This is a genomic window from Desulfovibrio sp. SGI.230, assembly GCF_050313065.1.
Lineage (GTDB): Bacteria > Desulfobacterota > Desulfovibrionia > Desulfovibrionales > Desulfovibrionaceae > Desulfovibrio.
Genome location: NZ_JBNPKS010000016.1, coordinates 45735 through 63132, shown reverse-complemented (window position 1 = coordinate 63132; position 17398 = coordinate 45735). Strand labels below are relative to the sequence as shown.

The following is a 17398-nucleotide window of genomic DNA, read 5'->3' as shown; positions in this document are numbered from 1 at the left end:
AAAACATTCTTATTGCGGCAGCGGGCAGGGCGTCAGGAAGAACGCACGCTCCTCCTGTACCAGCGAGACTATCTCGCGCAGGCCTTCCAGCGTAGGCTGCCCCTTGTTGGCGGTCAACAGGCCTTGCAGCTTCTTGACCAAAGCCGCGCGGGCCTCGCAGTCTTCCAGGCCCAGCAAGCCCTTCTTGCCAAGGATCTCCAGGGCCTTGCCGTGCCGGGTGGCCAGACCGGTATGCACCTGATAGAGCGGCTCCAGCGTGTCGCTTTCCGCAGCGGCCAGCACCATGACCGAGGCCATGTACAGGCGCTCCAGATAAAGGCCGTACAGATGCGCCCCCAGCAGGCGCAGCAGCTGGTCGTCCTGACGGGCGGCCTCCAGCAGGCGGGAAAGCTCCTGCTGGCGGAAGCGCGCCAGAATGTTCGCGGACTCCTGACTGTGCGGGGCCTTGCGGATGCGGGCCATGTCCTTGCTGTTCAGCGTGGGCAGGGGCTTGCCCACCAGCTGCTGGAGCAGCTCGTTCTTCTTGGCCGCGTCGGACACATCGCCGAAATAGAAGGCATACATCCTGTCAGCGGCCAGCATGCCGCTGAGCACGGCCAGCTGGTCCTGGCTGCCGTCCACGGGGCACATCTCGCCCGTGATGGTCAGGTCGGGCTGATAGATGAAACCGGCCTTCTTGAGCAGGCCGATATCCTGGATGCTGTTCACGATGGCATCGCTGTCCAGCAGAGGGGCCAGCTCGTCCACCACATGGGCACGGGCCGGCAGGGCGGACAGGCAGAACACCAGCAGGAGCAGCAGACAAAACAGCGGCGCGGCCGCCGGCCTCCGGCCCGAAAGACCGGAGGCGACGACCGCGCCGGGCACGACGCCCACCGCTCCGCGCCCGGAAGCGCAGAGCATGGGGGGCGTGGCAACGGCGGACATCTTCATGACGTTGTTCCTTATTCCTCGTTGAGGGCTTCGCTGAAGTGCTGGCGCAGGGCCTGCATCTTGGCCTTGGCATCCAGCAGCTGTTCGGCACGGGCGCGTTCGCGTTCCACAACCTGGGCGGGAGCGCGGCTCACGAAACTTTCGTTGTGCAGCTTGCTCTGCACGCCCACCAGATCCTTTTCCAGTTTGGCCATTTCCTTGTCCAGACGGGCCAGTTCTCCGGCCAGGTCCACGGCGCCCTTGAGGGGCACGATGACCTGGCAGCCGCCCACCACGGAGGAGGCGGAAGCCTTGGGAGCGTGCAGGTCGGCACCGATCTGCAGGTCTTCCAGGCGGGCCAGGGTGGTCATCATCTGGCGGCAGCTTTCCAGCAGGGCGGCCTGGGCCTCGTCCACAGGATGCAGCATCAGGCTCACCTTGTGGCTGGGGCTGATGTTCAGCTCGGCCTTGATGGTGCGCACGGCCACGATGATGCCCTGCACCAGTTCCATGCGGGCGGCCTCGGCTTCATGCAGGCAGCCGGGACGGGCCGCGGGATAGAGCTCCAGGGCGATGTCCGTGGGCTGCTCGCCGGCGGGCACGGGCAGAGCGTTCCAGATCTCGGCCGTGACGAAGGGGATGATGGGATGCAGCAGGAGCAGCAGCTCGCGCAGCACCACCCACAGCACATACTGGGCCACGGGCTTGCGGGCCTCGTCCTGCATGTCGGGCTTGATGAGTTCCAGATACCAGTCGCAGAACTCGTTCCACAGGAACTTGTAGCCCAGCTGGGCGGCGTCGTTGAAGCGGTATTCTTCCAGCGCCTTGTCCATGTCCTGCTTGACCTGCTCCAGACGGTGCAGGATCCACTGGTGGTGCAGGCCTTCCACGCTTTCCAGGGCCACCGGGGCGGGCGCGGTCTCGGGCAGGTTCATGAGGGCGAAGCGGGCGGCGTTCCACAGCTTGTTGACGAAGTGGCGGTAGCCTTCGATGCGGGCTTCGGACAGGCGGATGTCGCGGCCCATGGCGGCAAAGGCCGTCAGGGTGAAGCGCAGGGAGTCGCAGCCGTACTTGTCGATCATCTCCAGCGGGTCGATGACGTTGCCCGTGGACTTGGACATCTTGCGGCCGGTCTCGTCACGCACCAGGGCGTGCAGGTACACGTCGTGGAAGGGCACCTGGCCCATGAAGTGCTGGCCCATCATCATCATGCGGGCCACCCAGAAGAAGATGATGTCGAAACCGGTCACCAGCACGCTGGTGGGGTACCAGGTGGCCAGATCCTTGGTCTGCTCGGGCCAGCCCATGGTGGAGAAGGGCCACAGAGCCGAGGAGAACCAGGTATCCAGCACGTCCTCGTCCTGCTTCAGGTCAGTGCAGCCGCACTTGGGGCAGGAGCTGGGGTCGTGCTCGGCCACGATGAGCTCGCCGCACTGCGCGCAGGTCCAGGCGGGGATGCGATGGCCCCACCAGATCTGGCGGCTGATGCACCAGTCGCGGATGTTGTCCAGCCAGTGATAGTAGGTCTTGGCCCAGGATTCCGGCAGGATGCGGGTCAGTTCGGGCACGGCCTTGCGGGCGGCGGGAGCCATCTTGGTGGTGGCCACGAACCACTGCGTGGACACATGCGGTTCCACCACGGTGTGGCAGCGGTAGCAGTGGCCCACGGAGTTGTCCAGGTCTTCCACGGCCAGCAGGTCGCCGGCGGCTTCGATGTCGGCCACGATCTTCGTGCGGCAGTCTTCCTTCTTCAGACCGGCGTAGGGGCCGGACTCGGCCTTCATGATGCCGTCTTCGTCGATGACCTGCAGGAATTCCAGATCGTGCTTCTTGCCCAGGGCCCAGTCGTTGTGGTCGTGGCAGGGGGTCACCTTGAGGGCGCCGGTACCGAACTCGCGATCCACGTAGCTGTCGGCGATGATGGGGATCTCGCGGCCCAGCACGGGCACGATGGCCGTCTTGCCCACCAGATGCTGGTAGCGCTCGTCCTCGGGATGCACGCAGATGGCGGTGTCGCCGGGGATGGTCTCGGGACGGGTGGTGGCGATGGTGATGCTGCCGGAGCCGTCGGCCAGATGGTAACGGATCTTCCACAGCTTGCCCTTGTGGGCCTCGTGTTCCACTTCGTCATCGGCCAGGGCCGTATGGCAGCGCGAGCACCAGTTGATGATGTAGTCGCCCTTGTAGATCAGGCCTTCGTTGTAGAGCTGCACGAAGACCTTGCGCACGGCGGCGGACAGGCCTTCGTCCATGGTGAAGCGCAGGCGCGTCCAGTCCACGGAAGCACCCAGGGCGCGGATCTGGTTGAGGATGCGGTGACCGTAGTCTTCGCGCCACTGCCACACGCGCTCGATGAAGGCTTCGCGGCCCAGGTCCTGACGGGTCTTGCCTTCCTTGGCCAGAGCGCGCTCCACCACGTTCTGGGTGGCGATGCCGGCGTGGTCGGTGCCGGGCACCCACAGCACGTTCTTGCCCTTCTGGCGGGCATGACGGCACAGCACGTCGATGAGGGTCTGGTTCAGGGCATGCCCGATGTGCAGGGCGCCGGTAACGTTCGGCGGCGGGATCACGATGGAAAAGGGTTCGCCCTGGGCATCCGGGTCGGGCGTGAAGGTCCTGTTGTCCTGCCAGTGGTCGCGCCAGCGCGCTTCCACGTCATGGGGCTCGTAGCCCTTGGGGAGGGTATCCGCCATCTTGCTTTCTCCATGAAAGGCGGCCATAGTACGCTGTTATGTGTGCCGCCAACCCTGTATGTATTCTTTGGGACGCGTCCCATATCTGGGGCCTTATGGTCTGGCGCGCCCTGTGCGCGCTGGGACTGCCCTGTCGTCTGGTCAAGGGACAAGACATAGCCAATGGCGCGCTTTTTCGCAAGCCATGCCCGCAGGGTACGCCCGGCAAGGAACGGGGAGCGGCCCCGCTCCTGCTGGTCCCCGGCGGCAACGCCCGGCTCAAGGCGCGGGCCCTGGGCGAGAAGGGGCGGCAGGCCGTGCGCGACTATCTGGCCGAAGGCGGCCGTTACCTGGGCTTTTGCGGCGGCGCCGGACTGGCCCTGAGCCAGCACCGCAGCCAGGACGGCCTGGGGCTCTGCCCCTGGGGCCGCGCGCCCTATCCCGAGCGCCTGCATCATCTCATCTCCGGCCATGCCCACATGCGCGTGCGCTCCTGCATGGCACGCGACCTGCCCGCCGTACGGCCGGACTTCCCCAAAGCTTTCCCGGACGGGGCTGCTCCCGATCCGCTGCGCCCGCCGCTGGGCGACGAGGCGTGCGCCCTGGTGCCGCCGCACTGGCGCGGCTGCGCCCACGGCCATGACGACGACTGCCGCCATTGCGGCAACTGCCGCCCGCCCCGGGATGACGGCCATGTGCCGTCCCTGCCCGTCTGGTGGCCCGGCCGCTTCGCCCCGGAAGCCGACGAACGGGTCAGCATCCTGGCCTCCTACCGTCAGCCGGATACGGACTTCTGGCTGGCCGACCTGCCCCTGAGCCGCATCCCGGCCCCTGTCTTCGAAGCCTGGAAGGACCTGTACGGGGTCAACGTCTCGGCGGACTTCCTCGACGGCCAGCCCCTGATGGTGGCGGGCAATTACGGCCGGGGCCGCTACGTCCTCAGCTATTCCCATCTGGAGACCCCGGACAGCCCCGATGCCAATGCCTGGCTGGCCCATCTGCTGCGCGTGCTGGCCGGTCTTGCGCCGCAGCGCGAGCTGGTGCCCGCCTGGGACCTGCACCGCAAGGCCGCGTTCCGCTGGCCCGATACGCCGCAGACGGCCCCTTTGCGCACCCTGCTGCACGGCATGCGCGAGCTGCTGGATCTGGGCGTGGAGCACAACCTCTTTTTCGAGCGCACCCCCTGGCTCTGGGGCTGGCGCCCCGGCCTGCCCGGCGCGGTCTGCAACAACCTGTATTCGTCCCTGCGCGTGCTCTGCGGCCTGCGTCCCGGCCCGGACACCCTGGCCGCCTGGGACGGCATGCGCGCCCGCTTCGCGGCCCTCACGGACATCTTCCTGCCCGGCGCCGAGGGCTATCTGCTGGCCTGCCGCCTGCGCGAGACCCTCTCCCCCACCATGCCCGACGCCGTGGACCGGCGCGGCCTCACCAACCAGCGCGAGGCCCTGTTCGGCCATCCCATGACCGGGGGCGGCATCGTGGGCGAACTGCTGGAGATGACCGAAGAGCTGCTCTACCGCGGCCAGCAGGAAGATGCCTGCGCCGCGCTGGACGACTGAGCCGGCCGGGGGCCTCCTTGTCCGCACCATCAGCGGACGTGCTCTCTGCCGTGCAGACGGCGATCTCACATCTTCGCTTCCTGATACCCTTCCCTACAGACAGCCCGCCCCCTGCAGCAGAAAGATGAACAGCATCAGGCTGACCATGCTGGCGGCATTGCTCAGTACGGCGGTCAGGGCCGCCTCTTCGGGCACGGCGCTGTAGACCTCGGCCAGCACCGAGGCCACCAGGGCCGTGCCGGTGGCGGACATGAGCACGCCCACGCCCAGCCAGAGCGGCGGCAGGCCCGCCAGATGCATGATGCCCCAGCAGATCAGGGGATGGATGCCCAGCTTGCACAGCAGGAGCCAGGCCTGCCGGATAACCGTATGCCCGCCGTTGCGGCGCAGGGCCAGCACCAGCTTCTGGCGCAGGTCGAAGCCCAGGGCCAGCAGCATGCAGGGCGCGGCCGTACTGCCGATGAGCTCTGCGGCGTGATCCAGCGGCTGCCACAGCCCCAGCCCCGAGCAGGCCAGGGCAAGGCCCGCCAGCGTGGCCAGAAGCAGGGGGTTGCCCAGCAGGAACAGGCGCAGCAGCTTCCAGATGCGGCCCCGGCCGTCGCCCCAGGCCGCGGAACCTGCCAGACAGTCCATGCGGATCTGGGCTATGATGACCACCACATTGGGCGTCAGGGCCGCCAGCCCGGCCACCACCATGGCTTCGTGATTGCCCGGCAGCAGGCCGGCCACGATGGGCAGGCCCACGAAGGCCGTGTTGCTGGCGCTGCAGGCCAGGCCGGAGATGATGGCCGGGCCCGTCCCCCGCCGGGAAAAAAGCCTGTCCACGGCGTAGCCCAGCAGATAGCACAGCATCTGCGCCCCGATGACGCCCAGCCAGAAACCGCCGTGGGCCAGATCCAGACGGCTCGCACCGGACAGGATATGCAGCATGAGCACGGGCAGGGCCAGCTTGAGCACATAAAGGCCCATGGCCGCGCCGGTATTCTCCGGCAGCACGTCGGTCATGTGGACCGCAGCCCCCACGGCTATGAGCAGAAAGACGGGAAGAACAGCGTAGAATGCTTCCATACGACACCTCCATGCGGACCGTAGTGTGGCTCTCCCGGAGGATGTCGCTTGCGGTGAGGGGAAAGATGCGCCTCTTTCCTCCGCTTGTCCAGAAAATTGTTTGTTTAACCAAACAATATATAACCTATTGAAAAAGCCCGGTATCGACCGGGCTTCGATAGAATTTTATCCAGCAGTGTGGAGCGCTTTGCAGGACAAGGCCCCGCAGGGCGCACGTCGGCGGGCGCCCCTCTGCCGCCCCTGCATCCCCAGTCAGGACACCGGCACGGCAGGAAGGCCGTCCAGGCGCATCAGATATGGCCCAGCAGACGCATCACCCAGATGAAGAAACTCAGCGAGAACAGGCTCAGACCATTGGAGACCAGGGCCGTCAGGGTCGCCTCCTCAGGACCGGCATGGTGCACGTCCGCCAGCACGGGGACCACCAGGGCGGAGCCGGAAGCGGCCATGATGACCGAAACGGCCAGCCACAGGCCTTCCACGCCCAGCGCGGCCAGGATGCCCCAGCAGACCAGGGGCTGCACCACCAGCTTGCAGATCTGCAGGGCCGTTTGGCGCAGCAGCGCATGGCCGCCCGCGTGCCGCAGGACCACGGCCAGCCGCTCCCGCAGGGTCAGGCCCAGGGTCACGAGCATACAGGGGGCGGCCGTATGGCCCACCAGCTCGGCGGCCCTGTTCAGCGGATCCCACAGGCCCAGCCCCAGGGCCGAGACCAGCACGCCGCCCGCCATGCCCCAGAACACGGCATTGTACAGCAGCGAATAGCGCAGCACATGCAAGAGCACGGCCTTGCGCCCCTGCGGCATGGAGCGGGAAGGATCATGCGCGGCCAGCTGCACCTGCCCCACCACGAACAGAAGATTGGGCGTGATGGTGAACAGGCCGGCTACGAACAGGGCCTCGGCATTGCCCGGCAGGGCACTGGTGATGACGGGGATGCCCACGAAGGCGGCATTGCAGAAACAGCCGCCCAGGGCCGTCACGGTCGCCGCCGCGCTGTCGTGGCGGGCCAGGATGCGGTCGGCCGCGTAACAGACCCCGTAGATGAGGAACTGCGCGGCGATGACGCCCAGCCAGAACTGCGGATGCGCAAAACTCTCCAGGGGCGCGGTGGCCATGATCTGGAACAGCAGCAGCGGCAGGGCCACGTTGAGGACATAGAGGCTCAGGGTCTGGTTGGCGTTCTCGGGCAGGGCCCGGAAAAGATCCAGGCAGACGCCCAGACCGATGAGCAGGAACACAGGAACAACGGCGGAAAATGCTTCGATCATGCCCTTGCTTATGCTTCTCCCGGGCGGATGTCCAGAAGCGCAGGCTACAAAACCGGGCACCATAAAAAAGCCCGGGACAGTACGGGGGAGCCTGCCGGACAGCGGCCTTGCCGCCATCCGGGACAGGCCCTGCATCCGTACTGCCGGGCCATTTCTCAGCGTATGGGGAGGACAGGCGCCGGGCCTGTCCTAGGCCTGGACGCCATGCGCATGGCAGCCACAGGCGGCGTCCAGGGCCCCGCACTGGCGGCAGTGGGCCACCAGGGGCTCGAAGGTCTCGCTGTCCGGGAAATAGGCCAGCAGGGAGCCCTGCGACATGTCGAAATACCAGGCGTGCAGCGACAGCTCGTGGGCGGCCACCCGTTCCTGGATCCAGGGGTAGGAGAGCAGGTTGTCGATGGAGACCAGGATGGCGGCCTCTTCGCAGTGGCGCTGCCGGTCGGCCGGGCTCTCGTCGCGCACGTCCTCGCGCATCCGTTCCAGGGCGGGCGCGGCCATGGAGACCCAGTTGGCCACGAAGCTCTCGTCATGCAGCGATTCGGGGTTCAGCAGGGCCTGGATGCCGCCGCAGCCGGAGTGCCCCAGCACGATGATGTGTTCCACCTTGAGGTGGTGCACCCCGTATTCCAGCACGGCCAGCACGGCATCGCGACGCAGGGCGTCGTCGGCATGGGGCACCAGGTTGGCCACGTTGCGCACCACGAAGATGTCGCCCGGGTCGCAGCCCATGAGCAGGGCCGGGTCGGCACGGGAATCGCTGCAGGCGATGACGATGGCCTTGGGATGCTGCCCCTTGTTCAGGGACGTGTAGTAGTCGTTCTCCGCATCGAAGTAGAAGCGGCGGAAGTTCCTGAAACCGTCGATGAATTTTTCAAAGTCTTTCATTGTTCCCTCAAAAATACCTCCCGCCGTGCGACACCTGGATGCCGCCGGACGGAAGAGACAAAAAGAGCCCCGGAAGGACCGGGGCTCTTGGATAGCATCGAAGACTGGGGCTACTTGGCCTTGGCTTCGGCCGGAGCGGCCTTTTCGGCAGCGGGCTTTTCGGCGGCGGGAGCGGGCTTTTCAGCGGGCTTCTCCGCGGCCTTGGTGTCCTGGGCGGCCTTGGCGGGAGCTTCGGCGGCGGCGGGAGCTTCGGGCTGGGGGTTGCTCACGGACACGAAGTTGACCTTCTGCTTGTTCATTTCGTCCAGCAGGGCATTGGTCACGTCCAGGGCGGGATCATAGGCCACGGCCACGTCCGTGCCCAGCACCACGCTCAGGCCGTTGGCCTTACGGTAGTTGTTCACCAGACGCTGGGTCAGGTCCAGCAGCTGGCTGACCACGTTCTGCTGTTCGGCGTTGATGCGCTGCTGGCCACCCATGTAGATGGCCTGCAGTTCACGCTGCAGGGCTTCGTTCTCGGGGTCTTTGCCCAGACGGGCCTGCACGTCGTCGATCTGCTGCTGGATCTCTTTCTGCATGCCTTCCAGGAAGCGGCTGGCTTCCTTGCCGGGCTCGCTGTCACGCAGCAGGCGGTTCATATCGACCACGCCGACCTTGACGGCGGGTTCCTGGGGCTGCTGGCAGCCGCTGACGGCGAGGCAGAGGACGAGCAGGGAAAGGACGAGGAAACGAATACGCATGGGGAGTTCTCCTTGGATCATCCGCAAGATGTGCGGTTTCAGTCTGAATGGCCTGCTTGTACGATGTTTTGTTCCGGGACTCAACTCTTTTCCGCCGCCCCGCTCCGGCGTACGGCCGGGACGGGACCTCGTGCAAGACGGCGCGCGCATTGACAAAGGTTGCGATATTGTTATTCTGAACGTTGTCCTTATTTCATAAGATCTTCAGGGCGGACCTGCCACCAAGCGAGAATTTTCGTGTCATACCACTCCCTGCGCACCCCGCGCGAAGCCATCACCGAGATCGTCAGACACGCGCCGCCCGAAGTGCGTCCTGCCATCATCGCCCTTATCCGGGCCGCCTACCGCTCCCTGAAGCGCGGCTACCAGCCCGATGTGCGGGCCGTGCCCCTGCGCAGCTGGCGCTCGCTGCTCCAGCTGCTCTCCTCCGTCGCCGCCATGCAGAGCGAGACGGAGACCCTGCTGCGTGTCTCCAACGACCTGCTCTCCATGGCCGACCATATGGCGCCCCCCGGAGAAGTGCTGCGCCAGAGCGCCGAGATCCTGGTCCATGCCCTGCATGCCGACCTCTATGTCTGCCGTCTGCGCAACCCCCAGGGCGAGTGGGTGGTGCAGGCCGCCGCGCGCCGTGACGGCGGCGGCATCCCCATGGTGGTCCCCGCCCTGGAAGAAGGCATCCGCAACCACCCGGTCATGCGCACGGTCAAGGAAGGCTCGGCCCGGCATGTGGTGTCCAACAACCTGCGGGGCATCGAACGCGGCGGCGAGTCCTTCGACTGCGTGGTCTACAAGGCGGGCTACCGTTCCCGTCTGGCCTTCGTGCTGCGCGAACGCAACGACCGGCCGCCCTTCGGCCTGGTGCTGCTCTACACCCAGCGGGAATACGGCTTCGAGATGTACGACGCCCACTTCCTGTCCAAATGCGCCCGCATCGTGTCCCTGACCACGGGCCGCCGCCTGGCCGTGGCCCGCGACACGCTGGAAAAGGCCGCCGGCGCCATGGCCCACTACGGCAACAATGCCCTGAACATCATGCGCAACCAGGCCGAATACTGCGGCGAGCTGGTGGAAGACATCGACAACAACCTTTCCCGTGCCCTGCGCCTTTCCCGCGAACTGCGCGCGGAGTTCCACGAGGATTCACGCGGCCAGCGCCTGGCCCTGGAACTGGAAAAGATCCTGGCCCGCGCCGACCTGACGGAACTGGCCGGGCATCTGGGCGGCGTGCTGGAAGGCACCCGCCGCATGACCCGCATCATCGGCTCCCTGAAAAAATCCGCGGAGCGTCCTTCCCTCATGCGCTACGCACTGGGGCAGGACGTCCTCAAGCTGGAAGACGACTCCCACGACTAGGCCGGGGCAGGCCGATCCCCCGTAACACCGCCGTCCCCTGCCAGGACGGCGGAACCGTACGCCACACGGCGCACGCCGTCGGGATACCCTGCCCCTTTCCTGTCACGATGCCGCCCGCCCTGCGGGGACATGCGCCGTTTTTTTCCGGCGCCCTGTCCTGCCGGGCGTCGCCCTTCCGGGCCCGTCACCTTCCATACCTCGGAGCGCCGCCATGAATGCCGCCCGCCTCTTCCCCTTCCTGAACGAACTGCGCCACTACAGCCTGCGCGACTTCCGCGCCGACTTCGTCGCCGCGCTCGCCGTCACCCCCATGGCCGTCCCCCAGGCCATGGCCTATGCCCTCATCGCCGGGGTGCACCCGCAATACGGCATCTATGCCTGCATGCTGCCGGTCATCGTGGCCGCCCTCTGGGGCTCGGCCCGCTACCTGGCCGCCGGGCCCACCAACGCCATCTCCATGGTGCTGTTCACCACCATGAGCACGGTCAGCATCGGCGGCATCACCGTGGCCAGTCTGCCCGAAGAGGCCCGCATGCCCTACATCTTCGGCATCGCCTTGCTCTGCGGCCTCATCCAGGTGGGCATGGGGCTTGCCCGTCTGGGCGAGCTGGCCAATTTCATCTCCCATTCGGTCATGGTGGCCTTCTCCGCCGGTGCGGCCCTGCTCATCGCGTCGGGCCAGCTCAAGACCGCACTGGGCCTGCCCTCCTCCCAGGCACAGGGATTCTTCCCCCAGATCGATCACGTCATCCACAACTTCACGCATCTCAACATCTGGTGCCTGCTGGTCTCCGGGGGCACCATCCTGCTGATCCTGCTTTTCAAGCGCATCTCGCGCCGCTTCCCGGCCACCCTGGCGGCCCTGGTCATCATCTCCGCCGTCTCGGCCCTGCTGGGTCTCCACGAGCAGGGCGTGCGCCTGGTGGGCGCCATCCCCAGCGTGGTCCCGCCCCTTTCCCTGCCCCCGGCCTTCGACATGGCCTCCATCCGCGACCTGTTCATGCCCGCGCTGGCCATCGCCCTGCTGGGCGCCGTGGAATCCCTGGCCATCGGCAAGCAGCTGGCGGGCATCCGCGGCGACCGCTTCGACGGCAGCCAGGAACTCATCGGCCAGGGCCTCGGCAACATCGCCGCGGGCCTCACCTCCGGCATCCCCGGTTGCGGCTCCTTCACCCGCAGCGCCCTGGTGGTCACCAGCGGCGGGCGCAGCCGCATGGGCACGGTCTTTTCGGGCCTGCTGGCCCTGCCCATGCTCTTCGTTATGGCGCCGCTGGTCAGCTGGCTGCCCATGCCTGCCCTGGCGGGCGTGCTGCTGCTCATCTCGGTGAACATGATCGACATCCCGGCCATCCGCCTTTGCCTGCGGGCCACGCGCATCGACCGCTGGGTGCTGCTCATCACCTTCGCGTCCACCCTGCTCCTCGATCTGGAGCGGGCCGTGTTCATCGGCGTGCTGCTCTCCCTGACCCTCTTCATCTACAAGGCGGCCCATCCCCGGGTACGCCGCCTGCGGGCCACGGACCCGCTCATGCGCTATGCCCCGGACAACATGCCCGAAGGCCTGGTGGTCTACGTCATCGAAGGCACGCTCTTCTTCGGCGCCATCCATGAGCTGGAGCGCCAGCTCTACGAAGAGGACGACACGCCGCCCCGTCTGGTGGTCCTGCACCTGACCCGCGTGTTCTGGCTGGATGCCTCCGGCGCCCATGCCCTTGAGCAGTTCCTCGAACGCTGCTATGCCCGCAGTGTGCCGGTGGTCCTGGTGGTGGGCAGCCGCAACGTGCGCGACATCCTCGGCCGCACGGGCGTCATCGACTGCCTGAGCGACGGCTTTGTGGCCGATACCCTGGGCGACGGCCTGCGCATCGGCGTGGACATGCTGAACAGGCATATCTACTGCCACACCGGCTGCCCCGAGGAATCCTGCCCCGGTCCCGCCTGCCCCACGGCCGCTGCCCCCCGCAGCGTGGACCAGCTGGCGCAGCAGCGCCTGCAACAGATGCAACCCGAAGACCCTGCGTCCCGCACTACGGAACATTGATGATGCACAAAGCGTTTTTCCTGCCGGAATCCCCGGCCAACCCCGACAGCCTGCCCTTCGACCGGGAGCACCCCTGGCTGGCCCCCCTGGCCGGCTACAGCGACCTGCCCTTCCGCCTGCTCTGCCGCCAGTACGGCGCGGCGGTCTGCGTGACCGAGATGGTCAGCGCCAAGGGCCTTGTCTACCGCAGCCCCGGCACCGGCGAGCTGTTGCAGAGCCTGCCCGAGGACCAGCCGCTGGTGGTCCAGCTTTTCGGCGCGGAGGCCTCCTTCCTGCAACGGGCCGTGGAGATGCTCCGCGACGTGGGCTACGGCTGGTTCGACCTCAACATGGGCTGCTCGGTGGCCAAGGTCCTCAAACAGGGGGCAGGGGCCGCCATGCTGGGCGATGTGCCCAATGCCCTCGAAGTGGCCCGCGCCATGCTCCAGGCCGCCGGTCCCGGACGGGTGGGCTTCAAGATCCGTCTGGGCCTGGACAGCCAAAGGCATGTCTGGCGCGACCTTTCCCTGCGCCTCCAGGATCTGGGCGCGGGCTGGATCACCCTGCACCCGCGTACGGCGCGCCAGGGCTTCGGCGGCGAGGCCGCCCACGAGGTGCTGGCCGAGCTCAAGCAGGCCTTGGACATCCCCCTCATCGCCAGCGGCGACCTGTTCAGCGCCCGGGACGGCCTGCGCGTGCTGGAGCAGACCGGCGTGGATACGGTCATGTACGCCCGGGGCGCCATGCACGGCCCGGCCATCTTCGACGACCACCTCCGCCTTTGCCGGGGCGAGGAGCCCCAGCCCCCCTCACCGGCCGCCCTGCGGGCCATGGTCCTGCGCCACATGGAACTGGCCCAGGAACTCTGTCCCGGTCGCGCCGCCCTCTGGAAGATGCGCAGCGTGGTGCCCCGCTACGTGCGCAGCCTGCCCGGCGTTAAGGCCCTGCGCCTCGAGCTCTGCCGCTGCACGTCCTGGGAAGGTCTGCACGAGCTGATGGACCGCTTTTTGCCGGAATAAACGGCAAGATCTGTTGAGGGGGAAGGGGACTTTTTCCAGCGGAAAAAAGTCCCCTTCCCCCTCAAACTCCCCCATCCTTCAAAAACCGCTCACGGCGTCCCGTGCTCCGCACAGGACGCTCGACGGGGAGTTCCGGTCTCCTTTTCTCCCACGCGTTCCTTTTCCCTCACGGACAGCCTTTTTCTTTCATCTCCAGCCAAGGGGCCATCCTCAGCTGCCGGTACGGGCTTTCCCCTGCCTGCCCCGTCCCCCACAGACAGGCGTCTTGTATCCCCCGTGCAATCACAGACGCACCTGCCCACAGGCTCTGCCCCTTTCCCGTATATCGAGCGTGTCGATAGGACGGTGTGTGCTGAAGGTGCCGTGCCGCCCTTGCCACAGCACAGGCGGACCCGCCCGGATGCCAGGCAGCATCCGCCATCCGGCGGCGACTCCCGCACAGTGCGAGCGCCCCTTCCCCTTGACAGGGCCTCCCTCTCACGGAACACTGCCGCAAAGAATCTTTTCCGGGAGAGAACTATGGACGTCATCCGCGCCAAGACCGCCGGTTTCTGCATGGGGGTCGGCCTGGCCCTGCAAAAACTGGATACCGCTCTGGAACAGCCCTGCGAAGGCCGCACCTGCACTCTGGGCCCCATCATCCACAACCCGCAGGTCCTGGCCGACTATGAGGCCCTGGGGGTCTTCTGCGCCCAGGATCCTTCCCAGCTCAACGCCACGGACAGGGTCCTCATCCGCGCCCACGGCATCACCCGTCAGGTGGAGGAGGCCGTCCGCGCCACCGGCGCCGACGTGGTGGACGCCACCTGTCCCAAGGTCAAGCGCGCCCAGCTGGCCATCGAACGTGCCACCCGCGACGGCGAGGAGCTGCTGCTTTTCGGTGAGGCCGACCATCCCGAAGTGCGCGGCCTTGTCTCCTATGCCCACGGACCGGCCCATGTGTTCGGCAGCCGTGACGAACTGGCCGCCCTGCATGTGGACCCGGAACGTTCCTATGTGCTGGCCTCCCAGACCACCCAGGACCGCTCCGTCTTCGAACAGCTGGAAAAGGAACTGCGCGACCGCCTGCCCCGGCTCAAGGTGCTGGCCACCATCTGTGATGCCACCCGCGAACGCCAGGAAGAGGCCCGCAGCATCGCTGCCCAGGTGGATGCCATGGTGGTGGTGGGCGGCCGCCAGAGCGGCAACACCCGCCGTCTGGCCGATCTGGCGGCCCAGAGCGGCATCAGCACCTATCATATCGAACAGGCCGAAGAACTGCGGGCCGAAGACTTTGCCGGCAAGGGGCGCGTGGGCCTCACCGCCGGGGCTTCCACGCCCCGCAAGCTCATCGACGCCACCCAGCAGTGGCTGGAGCAGTTGCCGGATTAACGGGACTTCCGCGGGGCACCGCTGTGTGCCCCGCAGACCGTGCAGCCTTGTGAACAAAAGACTTTGCCGTACGGAACGGACGGCAAAAAAACTTTTCTTCCGTCCCCGGCCCTTGCGGAGCTGCCCTTCCTGCCCCCGCCAGGGCCCTTCGGACATTCCCCTTATTTTTTTCTTGTATTTGTTTGCCGGCGGCACTCGTTCTCCGGTAAACAGGGCATAGCCCGGACGCTGTTCATAATAATCTGTATTTGATGATTATTTTTGAACAAAATCGTACCATGGCTCCAATTGTGATATTTTTCACCAGAGTGCTGGAGGCCTGAAACTTCTCCGGTCGTCCGCCGCAGCCGTTTGCAAAGCCCCGCTCTCTGGCGTACACTGAAAACCAGTTCCGCACACGGGACAGTCCCCGCTCACCGGGCCGCCGCAAGGCGTTTCCGGCGGGGCTCCTGTGTTTTTTCTGGGGGTAGAATGGCTCTGATCCTGGGTACCGCCGGTCACATCGACCACGGCAAGACATCTCTGGTCCGCGCGCTGACGGGCATCGACTGTGACCGTCTGGAAGAAGAGAAGCGGCGCGGCATCACCATCGAACTGGGCTTCGCCTGGGTCCCCATGCCGGGTGGCGAGCGTCTGGGCATCGTGGACGTGCCCGGCCATGAACGCTTCGTCAAAAACATGGTGGCCGGTGCCGCCGGTGTGGACTTCGTCATGCTGGTCATCGCCGCCGACGAAGGCGTCATGCCCCAGACCCGCGAACATCTGGAGATCTGCTCCCTGCTGGGCATCCGGCACGGTTTCGTGGCCCTGACCAAGGTGGACATGGTGGACGCGGACTGGCTGGAACTGGTCCAGGAAGACGTACGCACCTTCCTGCAGGGCACTTTTCTGGAAGGCGCCCCCATCTTCCCCGTCTCGTCCAGCACGGGCCAGGGCATCCCGGCCCTGCGCGAACATATCCTGGCCTGCGCCAGCAGCCTGCCGCCCCGGCACGGCTCCGACATCTTCCGCCTGCCGGTGGACCGCGTGTTCACCCTCAAGGGGCACGGCACGGTCATCACCGGCACGGTCATTTCCGGCGCGGTCAGCGAAGGGGACGAACTCTGCTTCATGCCCGGCGCCCTGCCCACCCGCGCCCGCAGCCTGCAGCGCCACGGCAGCAGCGTGGAGATGGTCCGCGCCGGCGAGCGCTGCGCCGTCAACGTGCAGGGCCTGGAAGTGACGGACATCCATCGCGGCAACACCCTCTGCCGTCTCGACACACTTTTCCCCTCCCGCCGCTGGCTGGTGCGCCTGCAGTGCCTCAAGTCCGCGCCGCGGCCCCTGCGCCAGCGTACCGAGGTCCACTTCCACCACGCCACGCAGGAATGCGCGGCCCGGGTGGTCTTCTTCGACCGTGACCGTCTGGCCCCCGGCGACTCCTGCCTGGCCGAACTGCGCTTCTCCAGCGATATGGTGGGCGTGTTCGGCGACCATTGCGTGCTGCGCGCCTACTCGCCCCTGCGCACCGTGGCCGGCGGCACCATCGTCAGCCCCCTGCCGCCCCTGCTGCGCCGCAAGGACCCGGATTTCCAGAACAAGCTCGACCTGCTGGCCCGTCTGCCCGAACTGGCCGCACCCGAATACATCACGGCCCACTCCGGCCTCGACCTCACCAGGGCGGCCCTGAGCCTCAGCGGCAGCGCGGGCGCCAGCCACAGCCAGCTGCAGGCCCTTACCGGCCAGAGTGCCGCGGCCCTGCAGAAGCAGCTGGTCCAGCTGTCTTCCCAGGGCGAGGCCATCTGCTGGCACAAGGAAGGCCGCATGTGGATCGCCAGCCTGCACTTCGAGGCCCTGATCCGCGCCTGCCTGGACAGGGCCGCCGCCCTGCACGCCAAGAACCCGCTCAAGCCCTCGCTGCCCAGCGGCGCCCTGTGCGCCGGCTGGAGCGACAAGCTGCCCCAGCGTCTGGTGGCGCGCGTGCTGGAAGCGGCCCAGAAAAAGGGCCTGCTGGTGGCCGAAGGCGACGGCCTGCGCCTGGCCAGCCACAAGGTCACGCTGGCTTCCGACCAGGAGGGCCTGAGCCGCAAGCTGCTGGAGGCCCACACCAGCGCGGGCCTGACCCCGCCCAACCTCAAGGACGTGCTCGAGGAGCTGGGCGTGAGCAGCAAGGAGGCGGCGCCCGTCCTGCGCCTGCTGTGCGAACAGAAGAAGCTGGTGCGCGTCAAGGACGGCCTCTACTACGGCAACGAGGCCGTGGAAGAGATCCTGGACAAGGTGCGCCTGTGGTTCAGCGACCATGAGGATCTGGACGTGGGCGGCCTCAAGGAGATCCTGGGCCTTTCGCGCAAGTACCTCATCGCCCTGCTGGAGTTCATGGACAGGGAAAAGATCACCGTCCGGGTGGGAGACGCCCGGCAGTATCGGGGCCGCTAGGGACAGGTATCCTGTCCCCGTCCGGTGACCGCAGGGTCGCCGCCCGAGGCCCGACCAACAACAGCGTCATGCTCCGGCGACCGCGCCCGCGGCCGCCCGTGTCCGGGCGAGAG

General features: G+C 66.8%; 12 protein-coding genes. 6 read left to right on the top strand and 6 right to left on the bottom strand.

Translation table 11 applies throughout. The features are described from left to right. Nucleotides 1-9 precede the first annotated feature (9 nt). Complete coding sequence (locus tag ACQRAG_RS10795) at nt 10-933, bottom strand: hypothetical protein (RefSeq protein WP_204626158.1); 924 nt, start codon at nt 931-933, stop codon at nt 10-12. 11 nt (nt 934-944) lie between these two features. Continuing rightward, entirely contained in the window at nt 945-3605 is a 2661-nt protein-coding gene (locus ACQRAG_RS10790) for a valine--tRNA ligase (RefSeq protein ID WP_427804143.1), read from the bottom strand. A 95-nt stretch (nt 3606-3700) separates the two neighbouring features. Here ACQRAG_RS10790 and ACQRAG_RS10785 point away from each other — a divergent pair, with 95 nt between their 5' ends. After that, the gene (locus ACQRAG_RS10785) at nt 3701-5143 is read left to right on the top strand and encodes a BPL-N domain-containing protein (RefSeq protein WP_427804142.1); all 1443 of its coding nucleotides are present in this window, start codon (nt 3701-3703) and stop codon (nt 5141-5143) included. A gap of 93 nt (nt 5144-5236) precedes the next feature. Here ACQRAG_RS10785 and ACQRAG_RS10780 read toward each other — a convergent pair whose 3' ends face one another. The 4 genes from ACQRAG_RS10780 to ACQRAG_RS10765 all read right to left on the bottom strand — a co-directional run bounded on the left by ACQRAG_RS10780 (nt 5237) and on the right by ACQRAG_RS10765 (nt 9107). Next, nucleotides 5237-6211 (bottom strand): AEC family transporter, encoded by a 975-nt coding sequence (locus ACQRAG_RS10780; RefSeq protein WP_427804141.1) that lies wholly within the window; start codon nt 6209-6211, stop codon nt 5237-5239. A gap of 290 nt (nt 6212-6501) precedes the next feature. Continuing rightward, the gene (locus ACQRAG_RS10775; RefSeq protein WP_168934905.1) at nt 6502-7482 is read right to left on the bottom strand and encodes an AEC family transporter; all 981 of its coding nucleotides are present in this window, start codon (nt 7480-7482) and stop codon (nt 6502-6504) included. Nucleotides 7483-7671: 189 nt separating this feature from the next. Further along, complete coding sequence (locus ACQRAG_RS10770; RefSeq protein WP_302260993.1) at nt 7672-8367, bottom strand: carbonic anhydrase; 696 nt, start codon at nt 8365-8367, stop codon at nt 7672-7674. A gap of 110 nt (nt 8368-8477) precedes the next feature. Continuing rightward, the gene (locus ACQRAG_RS10765) at nt 8478-9107 is read right to left on the bottom strand and encodes an OmpH family outer membrane protein (protein WP_427804140.1); all 630 of its coding nucleotides are present in this window, start codon (nt 9105-9107) and stop codon (nt 8478-8480) included. 237 nt (nt 9108-9344) lie between these two features. Between ACQRAG_RS10765 and ACQRAG_RS10760 the strand changes: the two genes are divergently transcribed. The 5 genes from ACQRAG_RS10760 (at nt 9345) to selB (ending at nt 17285) form a co-directional block, all read left to right on the top strand. Then, entirely contained in the window at nt 9345-10460 is a 1116-nt protein-coding gene (locus tag ACQRAG_RS10760) for a hypothetical protein (RefSeq protein ID WP_040369755.1), read from the top strand. A 211-nt stretch (nt 10461-10671) separates the two neighbouring features. Then, the gene (locus ACQRAG_RS10755; protein ID WP_427804139.1) at nt 10672-12501 is read left to right on the top strand and encodes a SulP family inorganic anion transporter; all 1830 of its coding nucleotides are present in this window, start codon (nt 10672-10674) and stop codon (nt 12499-12501) included. Further along, on the top strand, nt 12501-13499 hold the full coding sequence (locus tag ACQRAG_RS10750; RefSeq protein WP_300646283.1) for a tRNA dihydrouridine synthase: 999 nt from the start codon (nt 12501-12503) through the stop codon (nt 13497-13499). Before ACQRAG_RS10755 ends, ACQRAG_RS10750 begins: the two co-directional genes overlap by 1 nt. A 519-nt stretch (nt 13500-14018) precedes the next feature. After that, nucleotides 14019-14870 (top strand): 4-hydroxy-3-methylbut-2-enyl diphosphate reductase, encoded by an 852-nt coding sequence (ispH, locus tag ACQRAG_RS10745; protein WP_300646284.1) that lies wholly within the window; start codon nt 14019-14021, stop codon nt 14868-14870. A gap of 471 nt (nt 14871-15341) precedes the next feature. Next, nucleotides 15342-17285, top strand: coding sequence for a selenocysteine-specific translation elongation factor (selB, locus tag ACQRAG_RS10740; RefSeq protein ID WP_427804138.1), 1944 nt, complete (start codon nt 15342-15344; stop codon nt 17283-17285). Nucleotides 17286-17398 lie beyond the last annotated feature (113 nt).

Bases quoted from the DNA above. Each gene is read 5' to 3' on its own strand.
- ACQRAG_RS10795 (WP_204626158.1), bottom strand. From the start codon at position 933: ATGAAGATGTCCGCCGTTGCCACGCCCCCCATGCTCTGCGCTTCCGGG.
- ACQRAG_RS10790 (WP_427804143.1), bottom strand. From the start codon at position 3,605: ATGGCGGATACCCTCCCCAAGGGCTACGAGCCCCATGACGTGGAAGCG.
- ACQRAG_RS10785 (WP_427804142.1), top strand. From the start codon at position 3,701: ATGGTCTGGCGCGCCCTGTGCGCGCTGGGACTGCCCTGTCGTCTGGTC.
- ACQRAG_RS10780 (WP_427804141.1), bottom strand. From the start codon at position 6,211: ATGGAAGCATTCTACGCTGTTCTTCCCGTCTTTCTGCTCATAGCCGTG.
- ACQRAG_RS10775 (WP_168934905.1), bottom strand. From the start codon at position 7,482: ATGATCGAAGCATTTTCCGCCGTTGTTCCTGTGTTCCTGCTCATCGGT.
- ACQRAG_RS10770 (WP_302260993.1), bottom strand. From the start codon at position 8,367: ATGAAAGACTTTGAAAAATTCATCGACGGTTTCAGGAACTTCCGCCGC.
- ACQRAG_RS10765 (WP_427804140.1), bottom strand. From the start codon at position 9,107: ATGCGTATTCGTTTCCTCGTCCTTTCCCTGCTCGTCCTCTGCCTCGCC.
- ACQRAG_RS10755 (WP_427804139.1), top strand. From the start codon at position 10,672: ATGAATGCCGCCCGCCTCTTCCCCTTCCTGAACGAACTGCGCCACTAC.
- ACQRAG_RS10750 (WP_300646283.1), top strand. From the start codon at position 12,501: ATGATGCACAAAGCGTTTTTCCTGCCGGAATCCCCGGCCAACCCCGAC.
- ispH (WP_300646284.1), top strand. From the start codon at position 14,019: ATGGACGTCATCCGCGCCAAGACCGCCGGTTTCTGCATGGGGGTCGGC.
- selB (WP_427804138.1), top strand. From the start codon at position 15,342: ATGGCTCTGATCCTGGGTACCGCCGGTCACATCGACCACGGCAAGACA.